The sequence below is a fragment of the Aeromonas sobria genome, from assembly GCF_000820145.1.
In the GTDB taxonomy this organism is placed as follows: Bacteria; Pseudomonadota; Gammaproteobacteria; order Enterobacterales; family Aeromonadaceae; genus Aeromonas; species Aeromonas sobria.
The window spans coordinates 142,971-168,044 of record NZ_CDBW01000017.1 but is presented as its reverse complement, the minus strand read 5'-3'; the positions used below and the strand labels follow the sequence as shown (position 1 = coordinate 168,044).

Below are 25,074 nucleotides of genomic sequence, written 5' to 3'. Positions count from 1 at the left end.
TCTGGATAAACAGCCAGTTATCCACACGACACAATTTGCCATAAGGCTCATTTGTGAGCTTGATCATGTTTTCAAATCGGCATAGAGTGCGCCTCGTCATCGGAATGACGCCAGCTGCCTGGTAGCGGTTTATTACGTTCTGCGTACCGTACCAGTGCACGAGACACACCAGGAGAGTGTGCAAACCCGGAACCTCCGGGTCACCTGCCAGACTCGACGCCAGCAGTACGGCGGAGCTGCAGTTTACATAAATTAAAAAGTGCGAAGCACGTGAACAACGTGCGATCTCAACGAGGATTTTTTTATGATGAAAATGGCTCCTTCCCTGATTGCCATCGCTATGGCTACTCTGGGTGCTACCGCTGCTCACGCTGCTGACGACATCTACTTCGGTGCCGGTGCTGGTGCTGCCCACTTCAACGGTCTGAACGATATCGCCGGCGTAGCTAGCGGTACTGAAGATGCGGCTGCTGCCAACGCGTTCGTTGGTTACAACTTCACCGAAAACTTCGGTACCGAACTGGGCTACCAGTATGCCGGTCGTGGCAACACCAACGGCGACCGTTACGAAAACCAGGGCGCTACCCTGTCAGGTATCGCTCGTCTGCCAGTTGGCAACGACTTCTCCCTGTTTGCTGAAGGCGGCGCCTACTGGGCTCACACCGACGGTCTGGGCGTAAGCGACACTAAAGTGTCCCCGCTGGCTGGTGTTGGTGTGACTTACAAAGTCAACGACGCGCTGGATCTGCAAGCCCGTTACCGTTACATGTGGAATGTCGCTGACCTGCACAACGATACCATCAGCTCTAAAGCTGACCAGTACGTTGGTACTCTGGAAGCGGTATACCACCCGTTCCGCACTTCCTACGTTGCTCCGGTAGCAGCTCCGGTTGTTGCAGAAGCTCCGGCCCCTGCTCCGCAGATGGTTGAGAAGAGCTTTGCTCTGAACTCTGACGTACTGTTTGCCTTCGGCAAAGAGACTCTGAAGCCGGAAGGCGTTGCAGCCCTGAACGGTCTGTATCAGCAAATCGTTGAATTCCAGCCGAAAGATGGCAACGCTGTTGTTGTTGGTTACACCGACCGTATCGGTTCCGACGCTTACAACCAGAAGCTGTCTGAAGCCCGTGCTCGCACCGTTGCCAACTTCCTGGTAACCAAAGGTATGGCCGCTAGCAAAGTTGCTATCGAAGGTCGTGGCGAAGCTAACCCGGTAACCGGCACCAAGTGCAACAACGTTACCGCTAAAGCCCAGCTGATCTCCTGCCTGGCTCCGGATCGTCGCGTAGAAGTACGTGTATCTGGCGTACAAGAAGTTCAGAAGTAATTTGAACTGACTTGAATGCTACGAAAAGGGGATGCTAACGCATCCCCTTTTGCATATCTATTTCCCCCTCCCCCCCTTGCCTGTCACATCGTCCCCTTAACTTGCCTGCTAACGCCCAAAAGCATAAAGTAGTTGCGCCTGTAAGGTATTGGATAAGCACTAAAAAGCGCTTCGTGTCCGGTCTGTTGTCCATGACGCCAATGCATCATGAGAGTCCAAAAGCCTTCGCTATCCACTTTGCTGGCGATTTTTCGCAGCAATAAAAACAAGTGCATTGCCCGACATGGGCTAACACAACGAGGATAAACCGATGAAACTCAAAATGGCTCCTACCCTGATTGCACTGGCGCTGGCCGCCGCAGGCACCACAGCACAAGCCGCCGATGACTGGTACACCGGTATTGGTGCAGGTTGGGCCTATGCCCACGGTCTGGATGATGTTAAAGGTCTGGATACCGATAAAGATGCCACCGCACTGAGTCTGTTCGGCGGCTACAACTTCAACGACTACTATGCAGCGGAACTGGGCTACCTCTACGCGGGCAGTGCTGGCGTTGACGGAACCGACTTCAAAACCCAGGGTGCAACCCTCTCCGGCATCGCCCGTCTGCCGCTGGGCGACATCTTCTCGGTGTTTGCTGAAGGTGGTGCCTACTTCAATCACGTCAACGGCAATGGCAACAGCGACAACGGCACCGCGCCGCTGGCTGGCCTCGGCCTGACTGCCAAGCTCTCTGACCTCATCGATGTGCAAGCCCGCTATCGCTATCTGTGGAATCTGGGCAGCGAGCAGAAAACCTGGGAGAGCGACATGAGCGTGGCGACCCTGGAACTGGTGCTGCACCCGAACCGCACCTCCTATGTGGCACCGGTTGCCGCCCCCGCCCCTGAGCCGGTTCCCGAGCCGGTGCTGGTCGACAAAAACTTCGCCCTGAGCTCTGATGTGCTGTTTGCCTTTGGCAAATCGACCCTCAAGCCAGAAGGTGTCGCAGCGCTCAACACCCTCTATCAGCAGATCGTTGAGGTTCAGCCGAAAGATGGCAGCGCCGTGGTCGTCGGTTACACCGACCGCATCGGCTCTGACGCCTACAACCAGAAACTCTCCGAAGCGCGCGCTCGTACCGTCGCCGACTTCCTGGTAGGCAAGGGTCTGCCGGCTGGCAAAGTTGCCATCGAAGGTCGCGGTGAAGCCAATCCGGTCACTGGCACCCAGTGCAACAGCGTCAAAGCCAAAGCTCAGCTGATCTCCTGCCTGGCGCCGGATCGCCGCGTAGAAGTGCGCGTCACCGGTGTCCAACAAGTGACCCAATAACCTTGTGCTGAAAACAGCGTACAACCAGAGGCCCAATGGGCCTCTTTTTTTGACCGTACCAGGCAAGGTTCAGAAAGAGCGGCTTGAGCGTCACCACCTTATATAAGAGAGAGAGGGAGGCATCAGCCTCCCTCTTTTCATCTCACCGTTTGCCCTGCCCAACGGACTTAGAACGAGGTGCGGCGGTAGCGGCGATACTCCGGATGCCAGAAGTTGGCTTCGATGGCCTGATCGATCACCTCGTCCGGGGTCTGCACCGCTTTACCCTGCAGCATGGCGGTCTTGGCCACCATCTTGGCGATGTAGCGGGAGACCTCGTGAATGTCCGCCAGATCCGGCAGCAGAGAGCCTTCAGCACCTTTTACCAAGGGCGAGCACTCCGCCAGCGCACGACTGGCCGACATCAGCATGGCATCGGTCACCCGGGTGGCGCCGGAGGCGATAACGCCCAAGCCGATCCCCGGGAAAATAAAGGAGTTGTTGCACTGGGCGATGACGTAGCGCTTGCCCTTGTGCTCCACCGGCGCAAACGGGCTGCCGGTTGCCACCAGCGCCTGACCGTCGGTCCAGCGGATCAAATCAGCAGGCGTCGCCTCGACCCGGGAGGTGGGGTTGGAGAGCGGGAAGATGATGGGACGGGCACAGTGCTTGTGCATGGTCTTGACCACCTCTTCGGTAAACAGCCCCGGCTGGCCGGATACCCCGATCAAAATGTCAGGATGACCATGCTCCATCACCTCCAGCAGAGAGATGTTGTCCCCCACCGGCCAATCAGCAATGCGCTCCACCGGCTGGGAGAGACGGCGCTGGAAATCGAGCTGGTTGGGGATCTTGTCGGTGATAAGACCAAAACGGTCCACCATAAAGACCCGGCCACGGGCCTGTGCATCGGTCAGCCCCTCGGCCTTCATCTGCGCCACTATCTGCTCGGCAATCCCACAACCGGCGCTGCCCGCGCCGAGGAAAGCGACCCGCTTTTCGGAGAGCTTGGCGCCGGAGGCCTTGCAGGCGGCAATCAGGCTACCCAGCGTCACGGCGGCGGTGCCCTGAATATCGTCGTTGAAGCAGCAGAGCTCGTTCTTGTAGCGGTTGAGCAGCGGCATGGCGTTGTTCTGGGCGAAATCCTCGAACTGCAGCAGGATATCGGGCCAGCGGCGCTTGACCGCCTGAATGAAGGCATCGACAAACTCGGCATACTCTTCACCTGAGATGCGCGGATTGCGCCAGCCCATGTAGAAGGGGTCATTCAGCAGTTGCTGGTTGTTGGTGCCCGCATCCAGCACCACCGGCAGGCAGTAGGCGGGCGAGATACCGCCACAGGCGGTGTAGAGCGACAGCTTGCCGATGGGGATCCCCATACCGCCAATGCCCTGATCGCCGAGACCCAGGATCCGCTCGCCATCGGTGACCACGATCACTTTGACGTTCTGCTTGGTGGCGTTTTGCAGCATGTCATCGATCCGATCCATATCCGGATAGGAGATAAACAGGCCACGGGCGCGGCGGTAGATGTTGGAGAACTCTTCGCACGCCTTGCCGACGGTCGGGGTATAGATGATCGGCAACATCTCGGTCAGGTGGTTGTGCAACAGACGGTAGAACAGCGTCTCGTTGGTGTCCTGAATGTTGCGCAGATAGATGTGCTTGTCCATGTCGTTACCAAACGCCATGAACTGGCGATAGGCGCGCTCGGCCTGCTCTTCGATGGTCTCGATATTTTGCGGCAGTAACCCTTCGAGATTAAAGTGGCCGCGCTCTTCACTGGTGAAAGCGCTGCCCTTGTTGAGCAGTGGGGTCTCCAGCAGGGCGGGGCCGGCGTAGGGAATGTAGAGGGGACGTTTCTTATTATCTTCAAACATGGATCTTGATACCTAAACGATTAGCGAGACGCAGGAACCCGCCGATCCTAGGGACTTGCGCCATGAATTTCAAAGAGTTTGCACATCTGTTGCAAAAGGTTTGCGACCCAGTCGACGAAAAGCACCCGGTGTCTGCCCTGTCAGACGGCGAAAGCGGTTGGCAAAGTTGGCCCCATCGCTGTAACCGACCCGGATCGCCAGCTCACCGAGTGACCAGTTGGTATAGAGCAGCAACTGGCGCGCCTTGCTCATTCTGAGCTCGGTCACCCTCGCCATCGGCCCCATGCCAAATGCTTGCTGACAAAGGCGATGCAGATGGGGCACCGAGCAGGCCATCTGGTCAGCCAGCAGGACCACACTCCAGGGTTCGTCAAGGCGCGCCTCCACCCGGCGAAACAGCGCCTGCAACCGTAGCTCCGGGGTGCCCCGCACCTCCCCTTGCAAGGTGCGCTCCAGTAGTGCCAGCAGCAGACTGAGCAACTGAGGCTGCAACGATGAGCGCACGCCTTCTACCTGCATCAGGCTGAGCAGATGGCAGAGCTGATCGCCGCCATCCCCTTGCCAGATGCGATGACCAAGGCGGTGCAGGTGCTGCCAGCGCGGCACGTCATCGAGCAAAATCCAGCTGATCTGCCAGCTCTCCCCAACCAGCTTGAGGCCACCGGGCACGGCGGCGGGCAGGAAAATCAGCGACCCGGCCGGAATGGCTTGCTCCCCCTCGTCGGTGAGTAGCACCCCACCCTCATCGTGACTCACCATCAGGATGTGAAACTCGGGGCGATTGCGGCGGATCACATAGTGATCCCGCACCCTGGAGAGACCGGTCAGAAAGATGCCCGCCTCACCGAGCAGAGGCAGCCCTTCACGCCCCAGCATCCGCTCTTCACAGCCAGGGGCTATCTCCAGACACTCGCTGATAAATGGCATAACACCTCAACAGGATAGTTTTACACAAGAAAACCGAGAGGTATCCACAGTGGGAAAACCTCGATATCCACCTATCATACCCCTGACAAACCTTGCTTTTCTCACCCCCGGTTAAAAACTATGAATTATTGGCAAGCGATTTTAAAACAAACCACTGATCGCGAGTTCATGACCAGACTGTGGCGGCTGGCGCTGCCTGTCTCGCTGCAGTCCATGATGTTCTCCCTGCTCGGCCTCATCGATATCATGATGGTGAGCCAGCTTGGCACCACTGCGGTGGCGGCGGTCGGCTTGGGTAACCGGGTCTTCTTCTTCAATCTGCTGGTGATAGCAGGCCTCTCGGGTGGGGTCTCGGTATTGTCAGCGCAATACTTCGGGCGCGGCGAGCTGGCCGGTGTGCGCCGATCCCTGGCGCTGGCGCTGGTGGGGGCCCTGCTGGTCACCCTGCCGTTTGCCTTTCTCTATGTATTATCGCCGGGCAGCGTGCTGGGCTTTGCCAGCCAGGATCCGGCGCTGCGCGCCCTCGCCGACCAGTTTCTGATGATCACTGGCGCCACCATCCTCTGTACCGCCATCGTGGTGCCGCTGGAATCAGCGCTGCGCTCGGTGGGCAACGCCGCTGCCCCGACCCGCATCGGCATTATCGCCATCATTGCCAACGTCATCCTTAACTACGCCCTCATCTTCGGTCATTTCGGCTTCGAGGCGATGGGCGTAGCCGGGTCGGCCTGGGGCACGACCATTTCACGCCTGCTGCAAACGGCCTTGCTGCTGATCTACGTGAAGCGTTATGAGTCACGGCTGATCCCGCGCACACCAGACTGGCTGGCCGCCTTCAAACGCAAGGAGGTGGTGCGCTTCACCCTGATCGCCCTGCCGCTCTTGTTCCACGACGGGCTCTGGGCCTTTGGCATGCTGATTTACGGCTTTCTCTACGCCCATCTGGGGACCGATTCGCTGGCCATCATGACCACCCTCGGCACGCTGGAGAGCATCCTCATCTCCCTCTTCTTCGGGCTGGCGGTAGCTTGCTCTACCCTGCTCGGCCACCGGCTCGGGGCCGAGGAGTACGACATCGCCTGGCAACACTCCCAGCTGTTCCTGCTGCTGGCGCCGATTGGTGCACTGCTGGTGGGGATCGCGGTCTGGTTGCTGCAAGCCAATCTGCTGCAGTGGGTCGGCAACCTCCCCGCCGAGCTGATGAGCGAGGCGGGTCAGGTGCTCGGCATCATGTGTCTGGGGATGCTGCTCAAGGTATTCAATATGGTGGGGATCATCGGTGTGCTGCGCTCTGGCGGCGATGTGAACTACAGCATCTTTATCGATATCGTCAGCATGTGGTGCATCGGCATCCCGCTCGCCTGGGTGGCCGTCAGTGTGCTCGGCTGGCCACTCTCCTGGGTGGTGGCAGTGGTGTTGCTGGAGGAGCTGAGCAAGGTGCTGCTGGTGCAACGCCGCATTCGCCAGCGGCGCTGGCTCAAAAACCTGGTGATAGGATAAACAGCACGGAACGGGGTCATATCAATGACAGTAAAAACCCGTTTGCAGTATGCTAGTCGCCTCTCAATTCAGAGGCAGGGCGCCGCCATATGCAGCAACGCCGCTGCCTCGTAGTCGTTTAAGGAGACGAGCATGCAACCCGAAAAAGAGCTGATCACCGAGAGTGCCTTGCTGGAGATGGCCAATACCATCATCAAGAACCACGAGGATTTCATCCACGGCATGCGTGCCGATTCGGTGGAACAAAAGAGCGACATTCTGGTATTCAAAGGGGAGTTCTTCCTGGCCGAAGATGGCACCCCGACCGGCAAGACCATGGCGGTGTTCAACATGTTCAAGCTGCTGGCCCAGCAGCTCTCCGGCAAGTACCGGCTGAGCTAAGTTCGACACGTCGCCAACAAGATGCCGCCCTCAGGCGGCATCTGTTTTTACGCTCGGCTGATGCTCAACCACCACGCAGTTTCGGCCCGCCATCTTGGCCTGATAGAGACACTCGTCGGCACGGTTGATCAGAATATCGATGGTGTCATCGGGGCGCGCCATGGCAATCCCGATACTCACCGTCACCTCCAGCAACTCATCAGCGGTGGGGCTCTTCACCAGCCGCGCCTCGACCGCAATGCGCAACCGCTCGGCCATTTTGCTCGCCTGCGCCGGGTCAGCACAGTTGTGGATCAAAATGGCAAACTCTTCTCCCCCATAACGCCCCAACACCATCCCTGAGTCCAGTTGTTCATTCAAGGTCGCCGCGACGTCTTTGAGCACCGCATCCCCCGCCAGATGACCATAGATGTCATTGATCCGCTTGAAACGGTCCAGATCCAGCAGCAACACAGCAAACGATCTCTTCTTGGATAACAGCCTGACACGGGCTTGCTCCAGCTCTTTCATCAACAAGCGGCGATTCATCATGCCGGTCAGCTCGTCGGTGGTCGATTCCCGATAGAGCCGCAGCAACATGTTGAGCTGACCACACTGCACCCAGCAGCTGGCCAGGGTGAACATGCCAAGCACCCACACCTGATTCAGGGTGGCCTGACTCCAGATGGTCTGGCCCACCAGCAGCCAGTGGCCCAGCAGCATGGTCAGCAGCACCACCCCCGCCAGTTGTAACCCGAGGGAGAGAGGAATAGGAAAGATGGCAAACAGGGTGATCAGCAGATAGGGAAAGGCCACATAGCCCGCTTGCAGCTGTTGTTCTGTACCAAAGCTATGGAGGCAAAAGAGCGAGAAGAGCATCATCACCGCCATCAAATAGCCGAGTGCCAGCTTCATCCGCTCACGACGAAAGTGGATGAGATAGGAGAGCGGGATCAGGGGTGAGAGCGCCAGAGTGCAGAAGATCCTGGCCTGAAACAGTTGCTCGAAATGACCCGCAGGCAAGGTAGCCCAATCTATCACGGCCCACACCGGCAAGCCCGCCATCAGCAGGCAGGTGAGCAGGCGCAAACGCACTGTCATAAACCCCATGCGGGTACGGGTAAAATCTTCGGAGTGAGCCTTGGCACTCCAGAACTCCGCCAATTTCAGCATCTGGATGCTCCACATAACTAAAGAGGGCTCATTCTACACCGAGTCAGGGGGGGGCAAGGGAAAATTAAACCGTGATGAGGGTCACACAAACCGACAGATGATAACCGCAGCGCGCAAACGTTTCAATGTATCGAAAAATAAACCTTTTTCCGCATAATTAGCGCTGGTCAGCACCATTTCAATCACTACAATAGCGCCCAATTTTCTCCCCCTCCCCACACCATTCGAGGTACTTATGGAACAGGCTGCCGCCGCCCCCATCACCCCTGAGGCACATCCACCCCGACGAGCGCACAGCGAACTGGTCTACGGTATAGATGATGTCCCTCCGCTACCCCAGACCCTGTTCGCCGCCCTGCAGCATATGCTCGCCATGTTTGTCGCCATCATCACTCCTACTCTCATCATCGCCAATGCCCTCGGGCTCCCTGCTGCCGACACCCGTTATATCGTCTCCATGTCACTGGTCATGTCCGGTATCGCCTCCTTCATCCAGACCCGCCGCTTCGGCCCTATCGGTTCCGGTCTGTTATCGGTACAGGGCACCAGCTTCAACTTCCTCGGCCCTATCATCGCCTCGGGCCTCGCGCTACAGCAAGCCGCCATGCCGACGGAAGATATGCTCGGCACCCTGTTCGGCACCATGATGGTGGCGGCACTCACCATGGTGATCCTGAGCCGCTTTCTGCATCTGGTACAAAGGTGATCACCCCGCTGGTGACCGGCATAGTGGTGTTGCTGATCGGCCTGACCCTGATCAAGGTGGGTCTGATCAGCATGGGCGGTGGCTACGGTGCCCTTGCGGATGGCAGCTTTGCCAGCCACAGCAACCTGTTGCTTTCCCTGCTGGTGCTCGGTCTTATCGTGCTGCTGCAGCGCAGTCGCAACCCCTGGCTGCGCCTCTCGGCCATCATGATCGCCATGCTGACCGGCTATGCCGTGGCGCTGCTGCTGGGCAAGGTGACACCACCAACCTTTGACGGCCCCATGGTGATGGTGCCGATCCCCTTGCGTTATGGCCTGGGCTTTGACTGGCAGCTGTTTGTGCCACTGGCCATCATCTTTGTGGTAACCGCACTGGAAGCCATTGGTGATATGACCGCCACGTCGGATGTATCTGGCGAACCGGTCAGCGGCAAGATCTATATGAAACGGATTAAAGGGGGGGTGCTGGCTGATGGTTGCAACTCGATTATGGCCGCGCTCTTCTCCACCTTCCCCATGTCTACCTTCAGTCAGAACAATGGCGTCATCCAGCTGACCGGGGTGGCCAGCCGCTATGTTGGCCTCTTTATCGCCGGCATGCTGGCGCTACTCGGCCTGTTCCCCGCGGTCGCCAGCCTGGTACAACAGATCCCGGAACCCGTGCTGGGAGGGGCCACCATAGTGATGTTCGGCACCATTGCTGCCGCGGGTGTCCGTATTATTTCCCGCGAGGAGCTGGATAGACGCGCCCTGATGATCCTGGCAGTCTCGATTGCGATGGGACTGGGCGTCGCCCAGGTGCCCGAGGTCTTGCAACATATGCCGGAACTCGTCAAGAGCGTGCTCTCCTACGGCGTCGCCACCGGTGGTATCACTGCTATCTTGATGAACCTGTTGCTACCCAAGCGCGAAAAGCCCCGCGTCTGAGCTATCACCACCCGATAGCGGATGCAGTGTGGCGATGCCCGGTTTTTCCGGGGAGGTGACGGTTAGTGACAGTGCTAGCCGGGTGCCAAACAGGATCATCGATTGACTCATCGCCATTTCTGTCAAGATAATAGGTAAATCAACAATATGAAGCGAAGTGGCCCTGATCCAAATCAGGGCCACTTCGCGCTTGGCAGGTTACTATCCCGCTCTCGTCTCGTTCAAAGGTTTCACCTCTCTCATGCTGATGGATCTCTCTGGCCTGCTGCGCGGACTGCTGACCGACAGTCGCATCGATTTCACTTCGCTCAAGGAGGGGATCTAGCATGCCCATGGACTTCTCCAGTCTGTTACGCCGACTGCTCACCGATAGTCACATCTATTTCGCCCTCAAGGTGCTGCTGGCCATTCTCGGTCTGCTCGCCTTCACCCTGGCCACCGGCAATATCCAGCTCACCGTGCTGCTCTCCCTCGGGTTAGTGGCAGGCGCCATCGCCGAAACCGACGACAGCCTGTGGGGACGCCTCAAGAACCTCGCCATGACGCTCATCTGCTTCATGTTTGCGTCCCTCTGCGTGCAGTATCTCTACCCCACCCCCTGGCTGTTTGCCATCGGGCTGGCCAGCTCCACTTTTATCTTCGTGATGGTGGGGGCGCTCGGTGCCCGCTACGCCACCATCAGCTTTGGCTCGCTGCTGATCGCCATCTACACCATGCTGGGGGCCGCCAAGGCGCCGGATCTCTTCTACCAACCGCTGGCCCTCGGCGCTGGCGCCCTCTGGTATGGGCTGGTCTCTTTCATCTGGCTCTGGCTGCTGCCCTACAAAACCCTGCACGAGCAGCTGGCCCAGAGCTATTTCGCCCTTGGCCGCTATCTGCTGGAAAAAGCCCGCTTCTTCCCGGCGGACGAGCACGGTGCCCAGGCCATTCGCCACAATCTGGCCCAGCTCAATATCAATCTGGTGAGTGCGTTGACCCTCACCAAGTCGGCCCTCAACGCCCGCCTGAGCCGCCGCCATCCGGCCAGTCCGGAGCTTGCCAGCCTGCTGCGCCTCTACCTGCTGGCGCTGGAAATTCACGAGCGCGCCACCTCCAGCCACTACCCTTACAGCCGACTGGAAGCGGAGCTCAAACAGGGCATAGTGCTGGAAGGATTTCAGGAGGTGTTCCTGCAACTCTCCGAGGCGTGTCAGCGGCTCGGTTACGCCATTTTGGTGCACAAACCCTACAGCCATAACAAGCGCATTCACTGGACGCTGCAGGCTCTTGGCGATCAGCTGGAATTCACCCATCTCAAGCAGCACTACCCGAAAACCCTGCTGACGCCGATGAAGTTCCTGCGCCGCAATCTGGCCAGCATCAACCAGCTGCTGGGCAACGCCGAGGGACTGCAAAACCCCGAGCAGGCGCCGCAAAACCTGCCTGCGCTGGCGCGCCCGCCCCGCCTGCCACTGCTGACCCAGCTCAAGCAGCACCTCACCTTGCACTCCATGGTGTTTCGCCATGCATTGCGCTTGTCGCTCGGGCTGGTGATCGGCTACGGCATACTGCAAGCCTTTGATCTGGAAAAGGGCTACTGGATCTTGCTCACAGTGCTGTTTGTCTGCCAGCCCAGCTACAGCGCCACCCGCCGCCGACTGGTGCAGCGGATGCTCGGCACCTTCGCCGGGATTCTGGTGGGCATTCCGGTGCTCTGGCTGTTCCCCGAGCTACACGTTCAGCTGGTGGTGATGGGGCTCGCCGCCTTCCTGTTCTTCACCCAGGTGCGCAACAACTACAGCGCCGCGGTCTGCTTTATCACCCTCTATGTGTTGATGGCGTTCAATCTGCTCGATGGCATCGGCTTTGCCATTCTGGGGCCGCGCTTGCTCGATACCCTGCTCGGCTGCCTCATCTCTTACGGGCTGGTGGCCTGGCTGTGGCCGGACTGGCAATACAAGCGGCTGCCGACCCTGATCGCCAATTCGCTGTCGGCCAACGCCCGCTACCTCTCGGCGGTGCTGGCGAGCCTCACCCAGCAGCGGGATGAGTCCATCGACTATCGGGTGGCGCGCAAGAGCGCCCATCTGGCCGACAGCGAGCTGGCGACCGCCTGGCAGAGCATGCTGGTGGAGCCGCAAAAGCGCCGCCGCTTCCTCGATCTCTGCTTTACCCTCACCTGGCGCAACCACGCCCTGCTCTCCTACATCTCGGCGCTGGGAGCCCATCGCGATAAGCTGGAGGCGGTGAACGGGCTGGATGAGCTGCGCCACCATATCTGCCACACCCTGGAGCAGGCCGCCGGTCATCTGGCGGGCAACCCCTCCAGCTCCCTCGGCAGCAAGAACCTGCTGATCACCCCCGATGATGACCAGGAGAGCAGCGAGGAGCAGCTGATGCTGACCCAGCAGCTCAACCTCATCAGCGAGCTGGCGGATCAGTTGCTGCATCTGGCCAACGAGAGCCGGTTGCTCACCGGGGATCAAGGCGCTACCATGCCCGCCCAATCCTGATAGCCCCATTAGCGAGGAGCCCCATGTCTGCGTCCGAACAACATCAGCTGGAATTAAACGGCCAACTCATCAAGACCGATGCCAAGGGCTACCTGCTCAACAGCAACGACTGGAGCGAGGAGCTGGCGCTGGTGCTGGCTGCGCAGGAGGGGATCGAGCTGGAGGAGCCGCACTGGGAAGTGGTGCGCTTTGTGCGCGCCTTCTATCTGGAGTTCAACACCTCCCCCGCCATCCGCGCGCTGGTCAAGGCGATGGAAAAACAGTACGGCCCCGAGAAGGGCAATAGCCGCTATCTCTACAAGCTGTTCCCGGAAGGGCCCGCCAAGCAGGCGACCAAGATTGGCGGCCTGCCCAAGCCGGTGAAATGTATCTGATCCCATAAAACGGGGGCCGCATCTGCGGCCCCCGTTGTTTTTGATGCGCCTTCCCCGCGCAACGCGCATTCATGTCACGCCCACTTCCAGCCAGCCTTATCCCCGCTGTTCAGCCTGTGCGACCAGCTGCTCTGCCAGCCGGTGGCCATGCAGGTAGGAGGCGATCAACTCGCTATCGGCCTTGCCCAGTTCAATCTGCTGATACCAGTGTTCCAGCATGGCGGCAAAGCCGCGCTGGGCCAGCACCGGCTGCCAGTCGTTGGGAGCGAGCGTCAGGGCCTGCTTGTCACGGGCGATGATGCCGCGAGTGCAGTTCTCAAGATGCAGCGAGAGATTGTCGCCATAGGCATCGATGCGCTCCTCGGTGATGCCGGCGCTGCGGTTCATGCTGCCGCTGATGGCGCGGTCCCCGCTCTGCCAGCTGACGCTCACCCCGGCCAGCAGCCGCTGGTCCTGGGCACTTGGCCGCAGCACCGCCTGAAAATCCCCCTGTGGCGCGCCGCCATAGAAGCAGAGACTGTCGAGCACGTGAATAAAGTCGTCGAACAGAAAATCCCGCGCCTTGCCGGGCAGGGCGAAGCGGTGCTTCTGCCAGTTGAGCTCGGTGAGCGGCTGGGCACGGGCGGCATCCATGGCGGGCAGATAGCGGCGGTTGAAGCCGACAAACAGCGCACAATCCTGCGCCATGGCGAGGTTGGCAAGCTCCTCGGCCTCGGCCAGCGTGTCGCACAGGGGCTTGTCGACAAAGGTGGGGATGCCTGCGCGCAGGCACTGCTCGGCCAGCTCGCGATGCACCGCGGTGGCGGCGTGGATCATCACGGCGTCGGGGCGACTTGCCAGCAGGGCCGCCACATCGGTAAAGCACTCGGCGACCCGATACTGGCGGGCCAGCTGCTCCAGCACCGATGGATTGCGGGTGCAGAGCAGCGGGGTGACCCGCTCGTCGCTCGTCAGCAGCGGCAGATAGGCTTTTTGGGCGATATCCCCCAGACCAATCATGGCAATGCGCATCTCAACTCCTTTTCACTCGATAACGGGACAAGCGGATAACTGCCCGCACCATCGCAGGATTTCCCCCGCAGATCCAGCCTGCCGTTACCGCGCTGGCTGGCGGCGGCCGCTCTCTGCAAACGGCGGCGTTATCTGGGCATGGCAAGATCGCAGACCGACTTAATCACCTCGGCCAGCCACTCGATGGCCAGATTGCCCTGACTTTTGCGATGTCTGCCGACCACCACCTCGAACGGCTGCGGCGACCCGGCCATCGCCACGGTGCGAAAATCCCCGAGGGCGGCGATGGCCGACGGGATGCAGGCCGCCACGTCATTGACCGACATAAAGGCTTGCAGCGAGGTGTAACAGGGGAGCGTCGCCACCGCCGAGCTGGCGACCTGCTGCGGGCTCATCTGCCCTTCAAAATTGCCGACGCTGTTGGCGAACTGCACAAAGGGGATGGCCGCCATATCCTGCGGCTGGGCATTATCCGGAAGATATCGGGAGTCCTGGCGCAGCACGCAGCAGTAGTGATCCCGGCGCAGGGTGGCGCGCAGCAACCCCGGGTCGATATAGGCATCAAAGCCAATCACCAGATCCGTCTCGCCACTGGCCAGCGCGTCCAGATGCAGCTCGGCCTGAAAATCCACCACATCGAGCCGGATGAAGGGCGCCTGATTGCGCAGAGCGCTCGCCAACCTTGGGATAATGGCGAGCTGGGCATACTCGTTGGCCATCACCCTGAAAGTGCGCTGGCTGCTGGCCGGATCAAAGGGGGCTGCCACAAAGACCCCGTCGATATCGGCCAGGATCTGCTCGAACTTGTCGGCCAGCTCGCAGGCGTAGTCGGTCGGCTGCAACCCGGCGCTCTGGCGGATAAAGAGCTCGGCGGGAAAGAGATCGCGCAGCTTTTTCAGATGACTGCTCACCCCCTGCTGGGAGATCTCCAGCAGCTCGGCCACCCGCGACACACTCTTGTATCTGACCAGCAGCACCAGCACCCGCATCTGCCTGATATCGATCTTCTCCACCCTCACCTCACCAATTTAAGTTGTATCACATACAAATTATCCATGATTTACATTGTATCAGTAGCTCTCTAACCTTGCAGCTCTTCCAGCAAAGCGAGGTTAACGATGAAAACTGTCATTCTGATTGGTGCTCAGGGGAAAATGGGGCAAGCCGCCCTCAGTGGTCTGGGCAAGCACAAGGTGATCACTGCCAGCCGCTCCGGCGAGGGGTGTGATTTTCAGGTGGATATCACCAGCAAGGAGTCAATCGAGCGGCTCTACCAAAACGTGGGCTCCTTCGATGCGGTGGTCAATACCGCAGGATTTTGCGAATACGCCCCCTTTGGCGAGATGAGCGAAGAGCAGTGGCAAACTACCATCCAGAGCAAGCTGATGGGGCAGATCAATCTGGTCAATATCGGCCTCAACTACATCAATCAGGGGGGCTCCTTCACCCTGATCTCCGGCATTCTCAATATCAAGCCGATCCCGCTGGCCATTGCCGATGCCACCACCAGCGGCGCCATCGATACCTTTGTCCAGTGCGTGGCCCACGAGCTGCCCCGCGGCATCCGCATCAATGTGGTCAACCCGACCGTACTGGAAGAGGCGTGGGACGTATATGGCGAGATGATGCCCGGCTTCCAGCCGGTGCCGGGCGCCCTGGTCGGCAAGGCGTTTGAGCGTTCCGTCGATGGCTTTATTAGCGGTCAGGTGCTCTATGTCGATGCCTGATCCTGTTCAGGCCTGACCCCAATGCCTTTGTAATTCCTTGTCGATGTTTTTCCTCTTCCCCGAAAGCGCCAGCTCTCGGGGCTTTTTGTATGGCGGGGGCAGAATAGCGACAGGATGGGTTTCGTATTGGACCCTCCCTGGCTAGCAGGCCGCACTTTACGAAGCGACAAGGGCAAGGAAGCGATGAACAACAAGACAGTTCAATCCCTCTTTCACTACAAGCGGTGGGCCGATGGCGAGCTGCTGGATGCAATCGCCACACTCGATGCGCAGCAATATGGCGAGGCCCACCACACCTGCCTTAGGATCTTCAACCATATCCATGTGGTCGATGCCATCTTCAAAGCGAATCTACTGGGTAAAACCCACGGCTTTGCCGCCACCAATACCCCGGAGACGCCAACATTGACCGTCCTTCGCAACGCAGTCACCGAGCTGGATAACTGGCTGGTGGATTACGTCGCGACCATCGGCCCGCAGGAGGGGGCAACCCCGCTCTCATTTCACTTTGTCGATGGTGACAAGGGGCAGATGAGCCGCGACGAAATGTTGCTCCATCTGGTGACTCACGGCGGCTATCACAGGGGGGCTATCGGGCGGATTCTGGTGCAATGCGGCATCACGCCGCCGCGCGATACCCTGACCACCTTCCTGCATCGCAGCGAACCAGCACGGCAACGATGACCCTCTCGTGGTCCGGGCAGTGACGAGATGATCCTGCGCTAAGCCGCACCTCTCATCGCCAAACAGAAAACCACCAAAAGGCTCAAATAACTCACAAATAGACGTAATATTGAGCCGTTCTGCAACAAAACTCTGCCCTGCTCTCGCTAAAGTGATCCCGTTACCACACGAGGAGTCACCCGATGAAATTGCTCAAACCTGCCGCCCTGCTGCCCCTGCTCTGTATGGCGGCCCTGCCCACCTCTGCCATGACCCTGAAGAGCACGGATATTCACGAAGGCCAGTTGATGGACAAACAGCTCAGCTTCAACGGCTTTGGCTGCAGCGGCGACAACCGCTCGCCCCAGCTGAGCTGGCAGGATCTGCCGACAGGCACCAAGAGTGTCGCTATCACTGCCTATGACCCCGATGCCCCAACCGGCAGCGGTTGGTGGCACTGGCTGGTGGTGAACCTGCCAGCCACCCAGAGCGAGCTGGCCAGCAATGCCTCCGGCAAGCTCAAGCAGGGATTGGAGATCCGCACCGACTTTGGCAGCCAGGGTTACGGCGGCCCCTGCCCGCCCGCGGGTCACGGCATGCACCGCTATCAGTTCACCGCCTGGGCCCTGCCCCATGATCTCGAGGTGAAGGCCGATACCCCGCCCGCTATGGTAGGCTACATGCTCAACAGCATGGCGCTCGGCAAGGCCACCCTGACCGCCACCTTCGTCACCCCCTAGGAGCCAACCGGATGAGCACCCCCCTGCTGCAACAGAGCCACTATCTCGGGATCCGCCAGCAGCCCCTGCATCGGGTGCTCATCTATGCCCCGACCCTCATCTGGGTCACCCAGGGGAGCAAGCAACTGTGGTGGCGCGAGCGGCGCCTGTCGTTTGACAGGGAGCGCTGGCTGCTGATCCCGGCAGGCCACCAGCTCACCTTCGTCAATCAGCCGGAACAGGGCAAATTTCGCTCCCACGCCATCACGCTGCTCACCCCGCCACCGCAGGAATGGCTGGCCGAGTCAGCCCCTTCCCATACCAATCTGGATGAGCCAGCCGTCAAGGTCACCCCCGGGCTCGCCTTCTGCTTTGAACTCATCAGCACCATGGCCGAGCGGGGGCTGAGCGAAGCGACCCGGGCCGAACTGCTACGTGGCTTCTACGCCGAGCTGCGGGCCGCCAACGCCCTCGGGTTGCTCTTTCCCGCCAGCACCATGACCCTCGCAGAGCGGTTGGCACGCTACCTGGCGGTGGAACCCGGCATCGACCACACCCTGGAGGCGGTGGCCCCCCACTTCTCCATGAGCCGCGCCTCCATGGTGCGCAAGCTGGCCGCCGAAGGTCGCAGCTTTCGCCAGTTGCTGGCTCAGGTACGCATGAGCCACGCCCTCAACCTGTTGCAACAGGGCCTGACCCCGCTGGAGGTCGCCCTCGCCTGCGGTTATGACTCCCCCAGTCGCTTTGCCGCCCGCTTCAAACAGGAGTTCGGCCTGACGCCCCACCAATACCTGCACACCTGCCCTGCCAGATTGGCGAGCAACGACAAGTAAAACATTACTTAAAGCCAATCTTATGTAACCTGATGTAACCCGGTGATCCCGCTCACATTGCCGCCTCTTCAGAGTGTGATTTCGCGCCAACGCTCCCTTTTCCCTTGCCATACAATGGCTACCGAACACCTTTTCACTAAAAATAAGTGTAAAAAATCTTCCTTTAACCTACATAAACGGAATTGGAGCGAGCAATGTTTCGTAAAACTTTACTCTCGGTAGCCCTCGGCACCGCCCTGTTCGGCCTGACTGCCTGCAACGATAACCAGACTGAGAGCAGCACAGTCGCCAAACCGGAGCAGGCCATCCAGTACAAGGACGTTATCGACCGTCGGGGAACACCGACCCAATTCCGCGACTTTGACAGCTACTCCAACCTCAAATACAACCCGCTGCTCGATCTGGGGGCATGGCACGGTTTCCTGCTGCCTGCCAGCGACAAGGAGTGGGGGGGCTTTACCGGCCCCATGGTCATCTCCGAGGAGTACAGCCTCTTCTTTGCCAGCGAGCTGGACAAGCTCACCCTGAGCGATGCGAGCGGCCGCCCGTTCCCGCTCACCAGCGCCCGCAAGCAGGAGGTGTACGCCATTCCCGGTGCACTGGTGCAACGCTTCGAGTTCGAGCCCTTTACGCTGGAGCTGGAGCTGCGTTATGGCGATGCCCGCACCGCTCTTATCCGCACCCGACTCATCAATCAGACCGATGCACCGCTCACCCTCAACCTCAACTGGCAGGGCGAGTTGCTCAATCAATGGGATGCCAAGGATACGATTGCCAGCAAATATCCAGGCTGGACTCGCACCATCAGCGAGAGCGACAAAGGAATCGAATTCCAGTTCGGCAAACTGCGCAGCACCTGGAACATCATGCAGAGCGGCAGCGCCCGCTATCGCATCGACCGCACCCTGCCAAGCCGCACCACCCTCGACCAGAAGACACTGGGCTACCAAAGTGACGCCAGCATTACCCTGGCCGCCAAGGGGAGCGAGGATATCTACACCCTGCAGAGCTATCTCCACTCCGCAGATGACGCCAGCCGCCATCAGCAGAGCCGTCAGGCCCTGCTGGCCAACCCGGCCAGCTATTTTGCCGACTCCATCCGCCGCTGGGAGGGCTACCTTGCCAAGGGTCTCTCCAATCAGGGGATCCCCGAGTCGGAGCGTCGCATCGCCGTCAAGGCGATGGAGACCCTCAACGGCAACTGGCGATCCCCGGCTGGCGCCATCCTGCACGACGGGGTGACCCCCTCCAATACCGCTCGCTGGTTCGACGGCGTCTGGGCCTGGGACAGCTGGAAGCACGCCTACGCCATGGCCCACTTCAACCCGGAGGTAGCCAAGAACAACGTGCGCGCCATGTATGACTATCAGGTGCAACCGGATGATCCGGTTCGTCCGCAGGATGCAGGCATGGTGATCGACGCCGTCTTCTACAACAAGCTGGCAGATCGCGATGGCGATGGCGGCAACTGGAACGAGCGCGATACCAAGCCGCCCCTCTCCGCCTGGGCCATCTGGGAAATTTACAGCGCCACCAAAGACAAGGCCTTTATCGCCGAGATGTATCCCAAACTGCAGGCCTATCACGACTGGTGGTACCGCGCGCGGGACAACAACCGCAACGGCATCATCGAATATGGCGCCACCAAGCATGTCGAGCATAACGATGAGAACGGCAATATCACCTTCAAGGTGCAGTACCCCAACGGTATCCCCGCCGGGCTGGATCTCTCCAGCTGTACCACTGAGGGGGATGGTTGGTATGCCTGCGCCGGTATGCCGCTCTATCTACAGGTGTTGAACGTGGGCGGCTACAGCGACATGGATATTGGTGCCCAGCACGGCGCCGGTTGGGAGTCCGGCATGGACAACGCCGCCCGCTTCGGCTTTATCGAACCGGGCCAACTGCAACGTTATGCCGACAAGACCTATGGCGGAGATTTGGCCAAGGCGCGTCAGGACTGGAACGTCGCCTTCTTTGAAAACCATCAGGACAATGGAGAGCTGATCGGTTTCTCCATCGATCAGGAGTCGGTGGAGTTGAACGCCTTCCTCGCCAAGGAGAAGCGCATTCTGGCAGACATGGCCGACCTGCTTGGCAAACCGGACGACGCGAGCCGCTACCGCGATGGTGCGACCCAGCTGGCTGGCTACATCAACAGCTGTATGTTCGATGAGGCGTCAGGCTTCTATTACGATCGCCAGATTGGACAGGGGGATGTCGCTGACGGCAACGGCTGCGTTGGCAAGTTGCTGACCGCCCGCGGCCGTGGCCCGGAAGGGTGGAGTCCGCTCTGGGCAGAGGTCGCCGACAAGGATAAAGCGGCGCGGGTGCGCGAAGTGATGCTCAATGCCCAGGAGTTCAACACCAAGATCCCGCTGGGCACCGCGGCGCTGACCAACCCGGCCTACGACCCCAATATCTACTGGCGCGGTCGGGTCTGGCTCGATCAGTTCTACTTCGGGGTGAAGGGGCTGGAGAACTACGGCTACCGCAGCGATGCCGAGGCACTGGTCAACAAGCTGTTCAACAACGCCGAAGGGTTGGCGGGCAGCGGCCCCATCCGTGAAAACTACAACCCGGAGACCGGTGCCATGCAGGGGGCCAGCAACTTTAGCTGGAGCTCTGCCCACCTCTATATGCTCTATCGCAACTTCCTGAAACCACAGGCATAACTCAGCCCTTCCATGTAAAAGGCCTCCGGATGGAGGCCTTTTCTGTTTTCACTCAAGTTGCACTCACGGGGTACCCGCCGCGCTGCTGGTACGCACAGCTCTTAGTCGGTAGTGAGCGGCAAAGAGAGGCGTTTGGCCAGCGCCTGAAAGTGCTGGCTCACTTCGGCCCCGAACAGGGGGTCGCCAATGGCACGGTTCTGCCAGTTTTGCTCCAGCTGGCGCCAGTCATCTTCGGTCAGGGAGTCACGCAGATGGGGGAAGATCACCCCCTCTTCGTAGTTCATGTGCGCCTCTTGCAGCTCCACGAAGCGCTCCAGCTTGGTGGTGAACTGATCGAGGGGGATCACCGCATCCATCAGGATCATCTCCACCATCTCCTTGAGATCGGCCCCGGCCTCCAGCAGCTTGACGTGCTCCTCCTGCAGGCGGTTGGCAACCTCCCCTTCCACCACCCGATATTTCAGGTAGTAGTCATAGATGAGGTCTTCCTTGGGATGGTGATACTTGTCGGAGACCTCCCGCAGGTAGTCGATGACATCGCGCACCAAAAAGTAGCTGATGGGCTGTTCGGCATGAATGGCTGCCAGCTTGTGCTTGAGCAGCTCCAATAGTTGGGCGATGTTGAGATGGTCCTTGTGCAGACTGGATAACATGGGCACTCCTTGGCTCTGAATTAATGTTATGTCCCTGAGTATACGGTCATTTGTCGCCCGAACTTTGCACTCAATCAAGTGGGATGCAGACAGATTTCCACTCTATCTGACTCTTGCCCTGCTGTTCCAGCAAGCGATTGGTCTCGGTAAAGTGGCCACAACCGATGAAACCACGGTGGGCAGAGAGAGGGCTCGGATGGGGGGCAGTCAATACATGGTGGCGCTGACGATCGATAAAACGCCCCTTCTTCTGGGCGTGGGCGCCCCACAACAGGAAGACTACCCCCTGACAGCTGGCATTGATCTGCTCGATAACCCGATCGGTGAAGGTCTCCCAACCGAGCTGAGCGTGAGAGTGAGCCTGACCGGCCTGCACCGTCAGCACGGTATTGAGCAGCAAGACCCCCTGTTTGGCCCAGGATTCGAGAAAGCCGTGATTGGGGGTGACAAAGTCGGGCAGATCCCGCTGCAACTCTTTATAGATGTTGACCAGGGAAGGCGGGGTACGCACCCCGGGCAGGACAGAGAAACAGAGACCGTGCGCCTGATTGGGGCCGTGGTAGGGGTCTTGCCCCAGGATCACCACCTTGACCTGATCCAGTTCGGTCAGCTTGAAGGCATTGAACACATCGGCTGTTGGCGGGTAGATCACCTTGCCCGCTTCACGCTCCGCTCTGACGGTCGCCAGCGTAAGTTTGAAATAGTCCTGCTCTTTTTCAGAGCCAATCACATCACTCCAGGTCTGCACCCCTAACTCCTCACTTGAATCGGCGAAGGGCTCAGGATAGGGGGCCAGCCCGCAAGACGCAACCGTGGCTCACTGCTGCCAAATTCGGGCAACACGCCCCGAGCGCTCCAATTTGTGCAGGCCGGCGTTGAACAGCAACATCAAACGGCGCGCCTCAGGATCAGCCTTGCGCATCAACAAGTATCCAGGTTGCGACCAGATAGGATCAGCGGCACTGGTCAGCGCCAGCGATTGGGGATGACGGGAGATCGCTTGCTGGAACAGGGTCTGTGCCACCTGCTCATCCATCACCAGATAGTGGATACGCCCGTCGAGCAACTTGCCCATGCTCTCTTCATCGGAATCTGACCACTCGAGGGTAAGCCCGGCTTGGCGGGCGGCAAACCCATCGCCATAAAAATAGCCACGGGTGACCCCGACCGGCTGATCTTTTAGCTCCCCCAGATTCACCTGCGGCGAACCGACCAGCATAAAGAGGCGAGTCGTGAAATCGCCGAGCGTGGCAGAAAAATAAAAGTGCTGTTCACGTTCACGGGAACGAAACCAGGGCATGGTGACCACATACCTCCCCTCCTGGGTCAGCTGGTAAGCCTGCGCCCAGGGGTAGAAGTGAAAGCTGACATCCAGCCCCGACTGAGCGAAAGCCTCGCGTACCACCTGGCAGAGGAATCCCTGATTGGGCAGCGCCTCACTGATATAAGGTGGCCACTCGCCCACGGCAATGCGCACCGTCTCGGCACGCACTGCGCTGGTACAACAAAACAGGGCTAGCCATGCCCACTTTCGCCACCCGCTCTTCACCCGGCACTCTCCTCAGTGTGTTTGCTGAGTGTAGCCAATCCCCCTGCCCTCATCAGAAAAAAGCCTAAAAGGTGTAGTTAAATTACTAGATTGAAGATATAAAAGATGCATTATATGGATATCTTACAATTTTGGAAAAATGACCTAAATTTGATTCAACTCAATAAATTAATACCGTTGACATGCGGCTTTATTGAACTTTATTGATCTGGATCAATTTTGGTAATATTACCACCATGGTATATATGACCCCATCAAAGTAAAGGTGTAAGGCAAGGGCCCTTTAAGTTATCGCCATCGACGGTAGCTTAAATACATCAGGGTAATTTCCTTACAGTTGGATTCGCGTTCCCATTGAGGAGTCATACCATGATCAAAGGCATTCAAATCACCCAAGCTGCTAACACCGCTCTGCTGAACTCTTTCTGGCTGCTGGACGAAGAGAAGCAACAAGCTCGCTGCATCTGCGTCAAAGGCGATGCTTTCGCTGCCGATCAAGAAGTGCAACTGGCTGACCTGGGTCAGTTCGAATATCGTGAACTGCCAGTACAAACTGACCCGGTTGTTGAAGGTGGCCAGCACCTGAACGTCAACGTGCTGCGTCGCGAAACCCTGGAAGATGCTATCGCCAACCCGGAAAAGTACCCGCAGCTGACCATCCGTGTATCTGGCTACGCAGTGCGTTTCAACGCCCTGACCCCGGAACAGCAGCGTGACGTGGTTACCCGTACTTTCACCGCCAGCCTGTAATCAGCGCCTTGCAGTGAACCGCTGATACTCACGGTATCAGCACAATAAAAAAACGGCCAAACGGCCGTTTTTTTATTGCTCCCGCACCAGCCAACGCGGCCGTGCGGGTGAAAATGTGCTTAAGCCCTGTCCACTTCCAGCTGCCCGGCCTTGCCGCCGAGCACCGCATCCATCTTCTTCTGGTCCAACTGCTTGCAGTATTTGGCGACCACCACGGTGGCAACCCCGTTACCGATCAGGTTGGTCAGCGCCCGCGCCTCGGACATGAAGCGATCGATCCCCAGGATCAGCGCCAAACCAGCCAGTGGCAGATGGCCCACCGCCGAAATGGTCGCCGCCAGCACGATAAAGCCACTACCGGTTACCCCGGCCGCCCCTTTCGAGGAGATCAACAACACCACCAACAGGGTGATCTGCTGGAACAGGTCCAGCGGTGTATTGGTGGCCTGTGCGATGAAAATCGCCGCCATGGTCAGATAGATGGAGGTGCCATCCAGGTTGAAGGAGTAACCGGTCGGAATGACCAACCCCACCACCGATTTCTGGCAACCCAGCTTCTCCATCTTGTCCAGCATCCGCGGCAGTACCGACTCGGAAGAGGAGGTCCCCAGCACGATCAGCAGCTCCTCGCGAATGTAGGAGATGAAACGCAGGATGCTGAAACCGGAAGCTTTGGCGATGCTGCCCAGCACAACGAAGATGAAAAAGAGGCAGGTGATATAGAAGCAGGCTATCAACTGGCCCAACTGTACCAGCGAACCCACCCCATATTTACCGATGGTAAATGCCATGGCCCCGAATGCACCGATCGGCGCCAGTTTCATTATCATATTGATAATGCCAAATATGACTTTGGAGAAACTGTCGATGACGCCGAAAATAACTTGTCCCTTTTCGCCAATATGGTGCAGGGAAAAACCGAACAGCACCGCAAACAGCAATACCTGCAAGATATTGCCGCTGGCAAAGGCGCCGATCACGCTGCCCGGAATAATATCAAGCAAAAAGGCGATAATGCCCTGTGACTTGGCCTGTTCCGCATAAGCAGAGATGGCGCTGGCATCCAGTGCAGCCGGATCGACGTTCATGCCAACCCCGGGTTGCAGCAGGTTGACCACGCACAGCCCGATGATCAGGGCGATGGTGCTGACCACCTCGAAGTAGAGCAGGGCAATGGCACCGGTCTTGCCGACTGCTTTCATGCTCTCCATCCCGGCAATACCGGTGACCACGGTACAGAAAATAACGGGGGCGATGATCATCTTGATCAATTTGACGAAGCCATCACCGAGGGGCTTCATATCAGCGCCCAGCTCCGGATAGACATGCCCCAGTAATACCCCGAGGGTGATCGCGAGCAATACCTGAAAATAGAGGCTGCTAAATAGTTTCTTTCGCATTATTAACGTCCTGTTAATTTAATTGCACATTGTTAGGGCAGCAATAAACATGCAGATAGCCGAGACGAGACATCTGCGTATCTCACCCGATCCATGCCGTTTCTGCATTACTACGGCGACTACTCTACATGTAACAAAAAA

22 protein-coding genes and 1 pseudogene are annotated in these 25,074 nt (G+C 58.7%); 14 read left to right on the top strand and 9 right to left on the bottom strand.

Annotated features, from left to right (window positions below; translation table 11 throughout):
- Positions 1-304 precede the first annotated feature (304 nt).
- Together ompA (BN1135_RS09420) and ompA (BN1135_RS09415) are read left to right on the top strand one after the other, a co-directional pair.
- Positions 305-1,324, top strand: coding sequence for a porin OmpA (gene ompA, locus BN1135_RS09420; protein WP_042020568.1), 1,020 nt, complete (start codon positions 305-307; stop codon positions 1,322-1,324).
- Between the two features lie 310 nt (positions 1,325-1,634).
- A complete protein-coding gene (ompA, locus tag BN1135_RS09415) occupies positions 1,635-2,636 on the top strand; it encodes a porin OmpA (protein WP_042020566.1) in 1,002 nt (333 codons plus the stop codon).
- A gap of 167 nt (positions 2,637-2,803) precedes the next feature.
- Here the strand turns inward: ompA (BN1135_RS09415) and BN1135_RS09410 are convergent, their stop codons facing one another.
- Together BN1135_RS09410 and BN1135_RS09405 are read right to left on the bottom strand one after the other, a co-directional pair.
- Entirely contained in the window at positions 2,804-4,495 is a 1,692-nt protein-coding gene (locus BN1135_RS09410) for an NAD-dependent malic enzyme (RefSeq protein ID WP_042020564.1), read from the bottom strand.
- A gap of 69 nt (positions 4,496-4,564) precedes the next feature.
- A complete protein-coding gene (locus BN1135_RS09405) occupies positions 4,565-5,422 on the bottom strand; it encodes a helix-turn-helix transcriptional regulator (protein WP_042020561.1) in 858 nt (285 codons plus the stop codon).
- 120 nt (positions 5,423-5,542) lie between these two features.
- Between BN1135_RS09405 and BN1135_RS09400 the strand changes: the two genes are divergently transcribed.
- Both BN1135_RS09400 and BN1135_RS09395 read left to right on the top strand, forming a co-directional pair.
- Positions 5,543-6,922, top strand: coding sequence for an MATE family efflux transporter (locus BN1135_RS09400; RefSeq protein ID WP_042020560.1), 1,380 nt, complete (start codon positions 5,543-5,545; stop codon positions 6,920-6,922).
- Positions 6,923-7,054: 132 nt separating this feature from the next.
- Positions 7,055-7,303 (top strand): DUF2498 family protein, encoded by a 249-nt coding sequence (locus tag BN1135_RS09395; RefSeq protein WP_042020559.1) that lies wholly within the window; start codon positions 7,055-7,057, stop codon positions 7,301-7,303.
- A gap of 30 nt (positions 7,304-7,333) precedes the next feature.
- On the opposite strand, the gene BN1135_RS09390 is transcribed toward BN1135_RS09395, so the two are convergent.
- The gene (locus BN1135_RS09390) at positions 7,334-8,455 is read right to left on the bottom strand and encodes a GGDEF domain-containing protein (protein ID WP_042020776.1); all 1,122 of its coding nucleotides are present in this window, start codon (positions 8,453-8,455) and stop codon (positions 7,334-7,336) included.
- A 235-nt stretch (positions 8,456-8,690) separates the two neighbouring features.
- Here BN1135_RS09390 and BN1135_RS09385 point away from each other — a divergent pair.
- The 4 genes and pseudogenes from BN1135_RS09385 to BN1135_RS09375 all read left to right on the top strand — a co-directional run bounded on the left by BN1135_RS09385 (position 8,691) and on the right by BN1135_RS09375 (position 12,953).
- Positions 8,691-10,087 (top strand): annotated as a pseudogene (locus BN1135_RS09385) (nucleobase:cation symporter-2 family protein).
- Positions 10,088-10,244: 157 nt separating this feature from the next.
- Positions 10,245-10,412 carry a hypothetical protein gene (locus tag BN1135_RS22070; protein WP_157774514.1) on the top strand — a complete coding sequence of 56 codons (168 nt, stop codon included), beginning with the start codon at positions 10,245-10,247 and terminating at the stop codon, positions 10,410-10,412.
- A gap of 1 nt (position 10,413) precedes the next feature.
- Complete coding sequence (yccS, locus tag BN1135_RS09380; protein WP_042020558.1) at positions 10,414-12,579, top strand: YccS family putative transporter; 2,166 nt, start codon at positions 10,414-10,416, stop codon at positions 12,577-12,579.
- Positions 12,580-12,602: 23 nt separating this feature from the next.
- Positions 12,603-12,953, top strand: coding sequence for a TusE/DsrC/DsvC family sulfur relay protein (locus BN1135_RS09375; RefSeq protein WP_042020557.1), 351 nt, complete (start codon positions 12,603-12,605; stop codon positions 12,951-12,953).
- A gap of 96 nt (positions 12,954-13,049) precedes the next feature.
- Here the strand turns inward: BN1135_RS09375 and BN1135_RS09370 are convergent, their stop codons facing one another.
- Both BN1135_RS09370 and BN1135_RS09365 read right to left on the bottom strand, forming a co-directional pair.
- Positions 13,050-13,964, bottom strand: coding sequence for a Gfo/Idh/MocA family protein (locus tag BN1135_RS09370; protein ID WP_042020556.1), 915 nt, complete (start codon positions 13,962-13,964; stop codon positions 13,050-13,052).
- 128 nt (positions 13,965-14,092) lie between these two features.
- On the bottom strand, positions 14,093-14,977 hold the full coding sequence (locus BN1135_RS09365) for a LysR family transcriptional regulator (protein WP_042020555.1): 885 nt from the start codon (positions 14,975-14,977) through the stop codon (positions 14,093-14,095).
- A 105-nt stretch (positions 14,978-15,082) separates the two neighbouring features.
- Between BN1135_RS09365 and BN1135_RS09360 the strand changes: the two genes are divergently transcribed.
- The 5 genes from BN1135_RS09360 to ygjK all read left to right on the top strand — a co-directional run bounded on the left by BN1135_RS09360 (position 15,083) and on the right by ygjK (position 20,581).
- Entirely contained in the window at positions 15,083-15,691 is a 609-nt protein-coding gene (locus BN1135_RS09360; RefSeq protein ID WP_042020554.1) for a short chain dehydrogenase, read from the top strand.
- Positions 15,692-15,874: 183 nt separating this feature from the next.
- On the top strand, positions 15,875-16,375 hold the full coding sequence (locus tag BN1135_RS09355) for a DinB family protein (RefSeq protein ID WP_042020553.1): 501 nt from the start codon (positions 15,875-15,877) through the stop codon (positions 16,373-16,375).
- Positions 16,376-16,557: 182 nt separating this feature from the next.
- Entirely contained in the window at positions 16,558-17,094 is a 537-nt protein-coding gene (locus BN1135_RS09350; RefSeq protein ID WP_042020552.1) for a YbhB/YbcL family Raf kinase inhibitor-like protein, read from the top strand.
- A gap of 11 nt (positions 17,095-17,105) precedes the next feature.
- Positions 17,106-17,906, top strand: a complete 801-nt coding sequence (locus BN1135_RS09345) for a helix-turn-helix transcriptional regulator (protein ID WP_042020551.1) — start codon at positions 17,106-17,108, stop codon at positions 17,904-17,906.
- Positions 17,907-18,100: 194 nt separating this feature from the next.
- Positions 18,101-20,581, top strand: coding sequence for an alpha-glucosidase (gene ygjK / locus BN1135_RS09340; RefSeq protein WP_042020550.1), 2,481 nt, complete (start codon positions 18,101-18,103; stop codon positions 20,579-20,581).
- 101 nt (positions 20,582-20,682) lie between these two features.
- Here ygjK and BN1135_RS09335 read toward each other — a convergent pair whose 3' ends face one another.
- The 3 genes from BN1135_RS09335 to BN1135_RS09325 form a co-directional block, all read right to left on the bottom strand.
- Positions 20,683-21,234, bottom strand: coding sequence for a hemerythrin domain-containing protein (locus BN1135_RS09335; RefSeq protein ID WP_042020549.1), 552 nt, complete (start codon positions 21,232-21,234; stop codon positions 20,683-20,685).
- Positions 21,235-21,304: 70 nt separating this feature from the next.
- Positions 21,305-21,982: a uracil-DNA glycosylase gene (ung, locus tag BN1135_RS09330; protein WP_042020548.1), complete on the bottom strand. Its 678-nt coding sequence runs from the start codon at positions 21,980-21,982 to the stop codon at positions 21,305-21,307.
- Between the two features lie 69 nt (positions 21,983-22,051).
- A complete protein-coding gene (locus BN1135_RS09325; protein ID WP_042020547.1) occupies positions 22,052-22,783 on the bottom strand; it encodes a substrate-binding periplasmic protein in 732 nt (243 codons plus the stop codon).
- A gap of 369 nt (positions 22,784-23,152) precedes the next feature.
- On the opposite strand from BN1135_RS09325, the gene grcA reads away from it, so the two are divergent.
- Entirely contained in the window at positions 23,153-23,533 is a 381-nt protein-coding gene (gene grcA, locus BN1135_RS09320) for an autonomous glycyl radical cofactor GrcA (RefSeq protein ID WP_042020546.1), read from the top strand.
- Between the two features lie 119 nt (positions 23,534-23,652).
- Here the strand turns inward: grcA and BN1135_RS09315 are convergent, their stop codons facing one another.
- Complete coding sequence (locus BN1135_RS09315; RefSeq protein WP_042020545.1) at positions 23,653-24,933, bottom strand: dicarboxylate/amino acid:cation symporter; 1,281 nt, start codon at positions 24,931-24,933, stop codon at positions 23,653-23,655.
- Positions 24,934-25,074 lie beyond the last annotated feature (141 nt).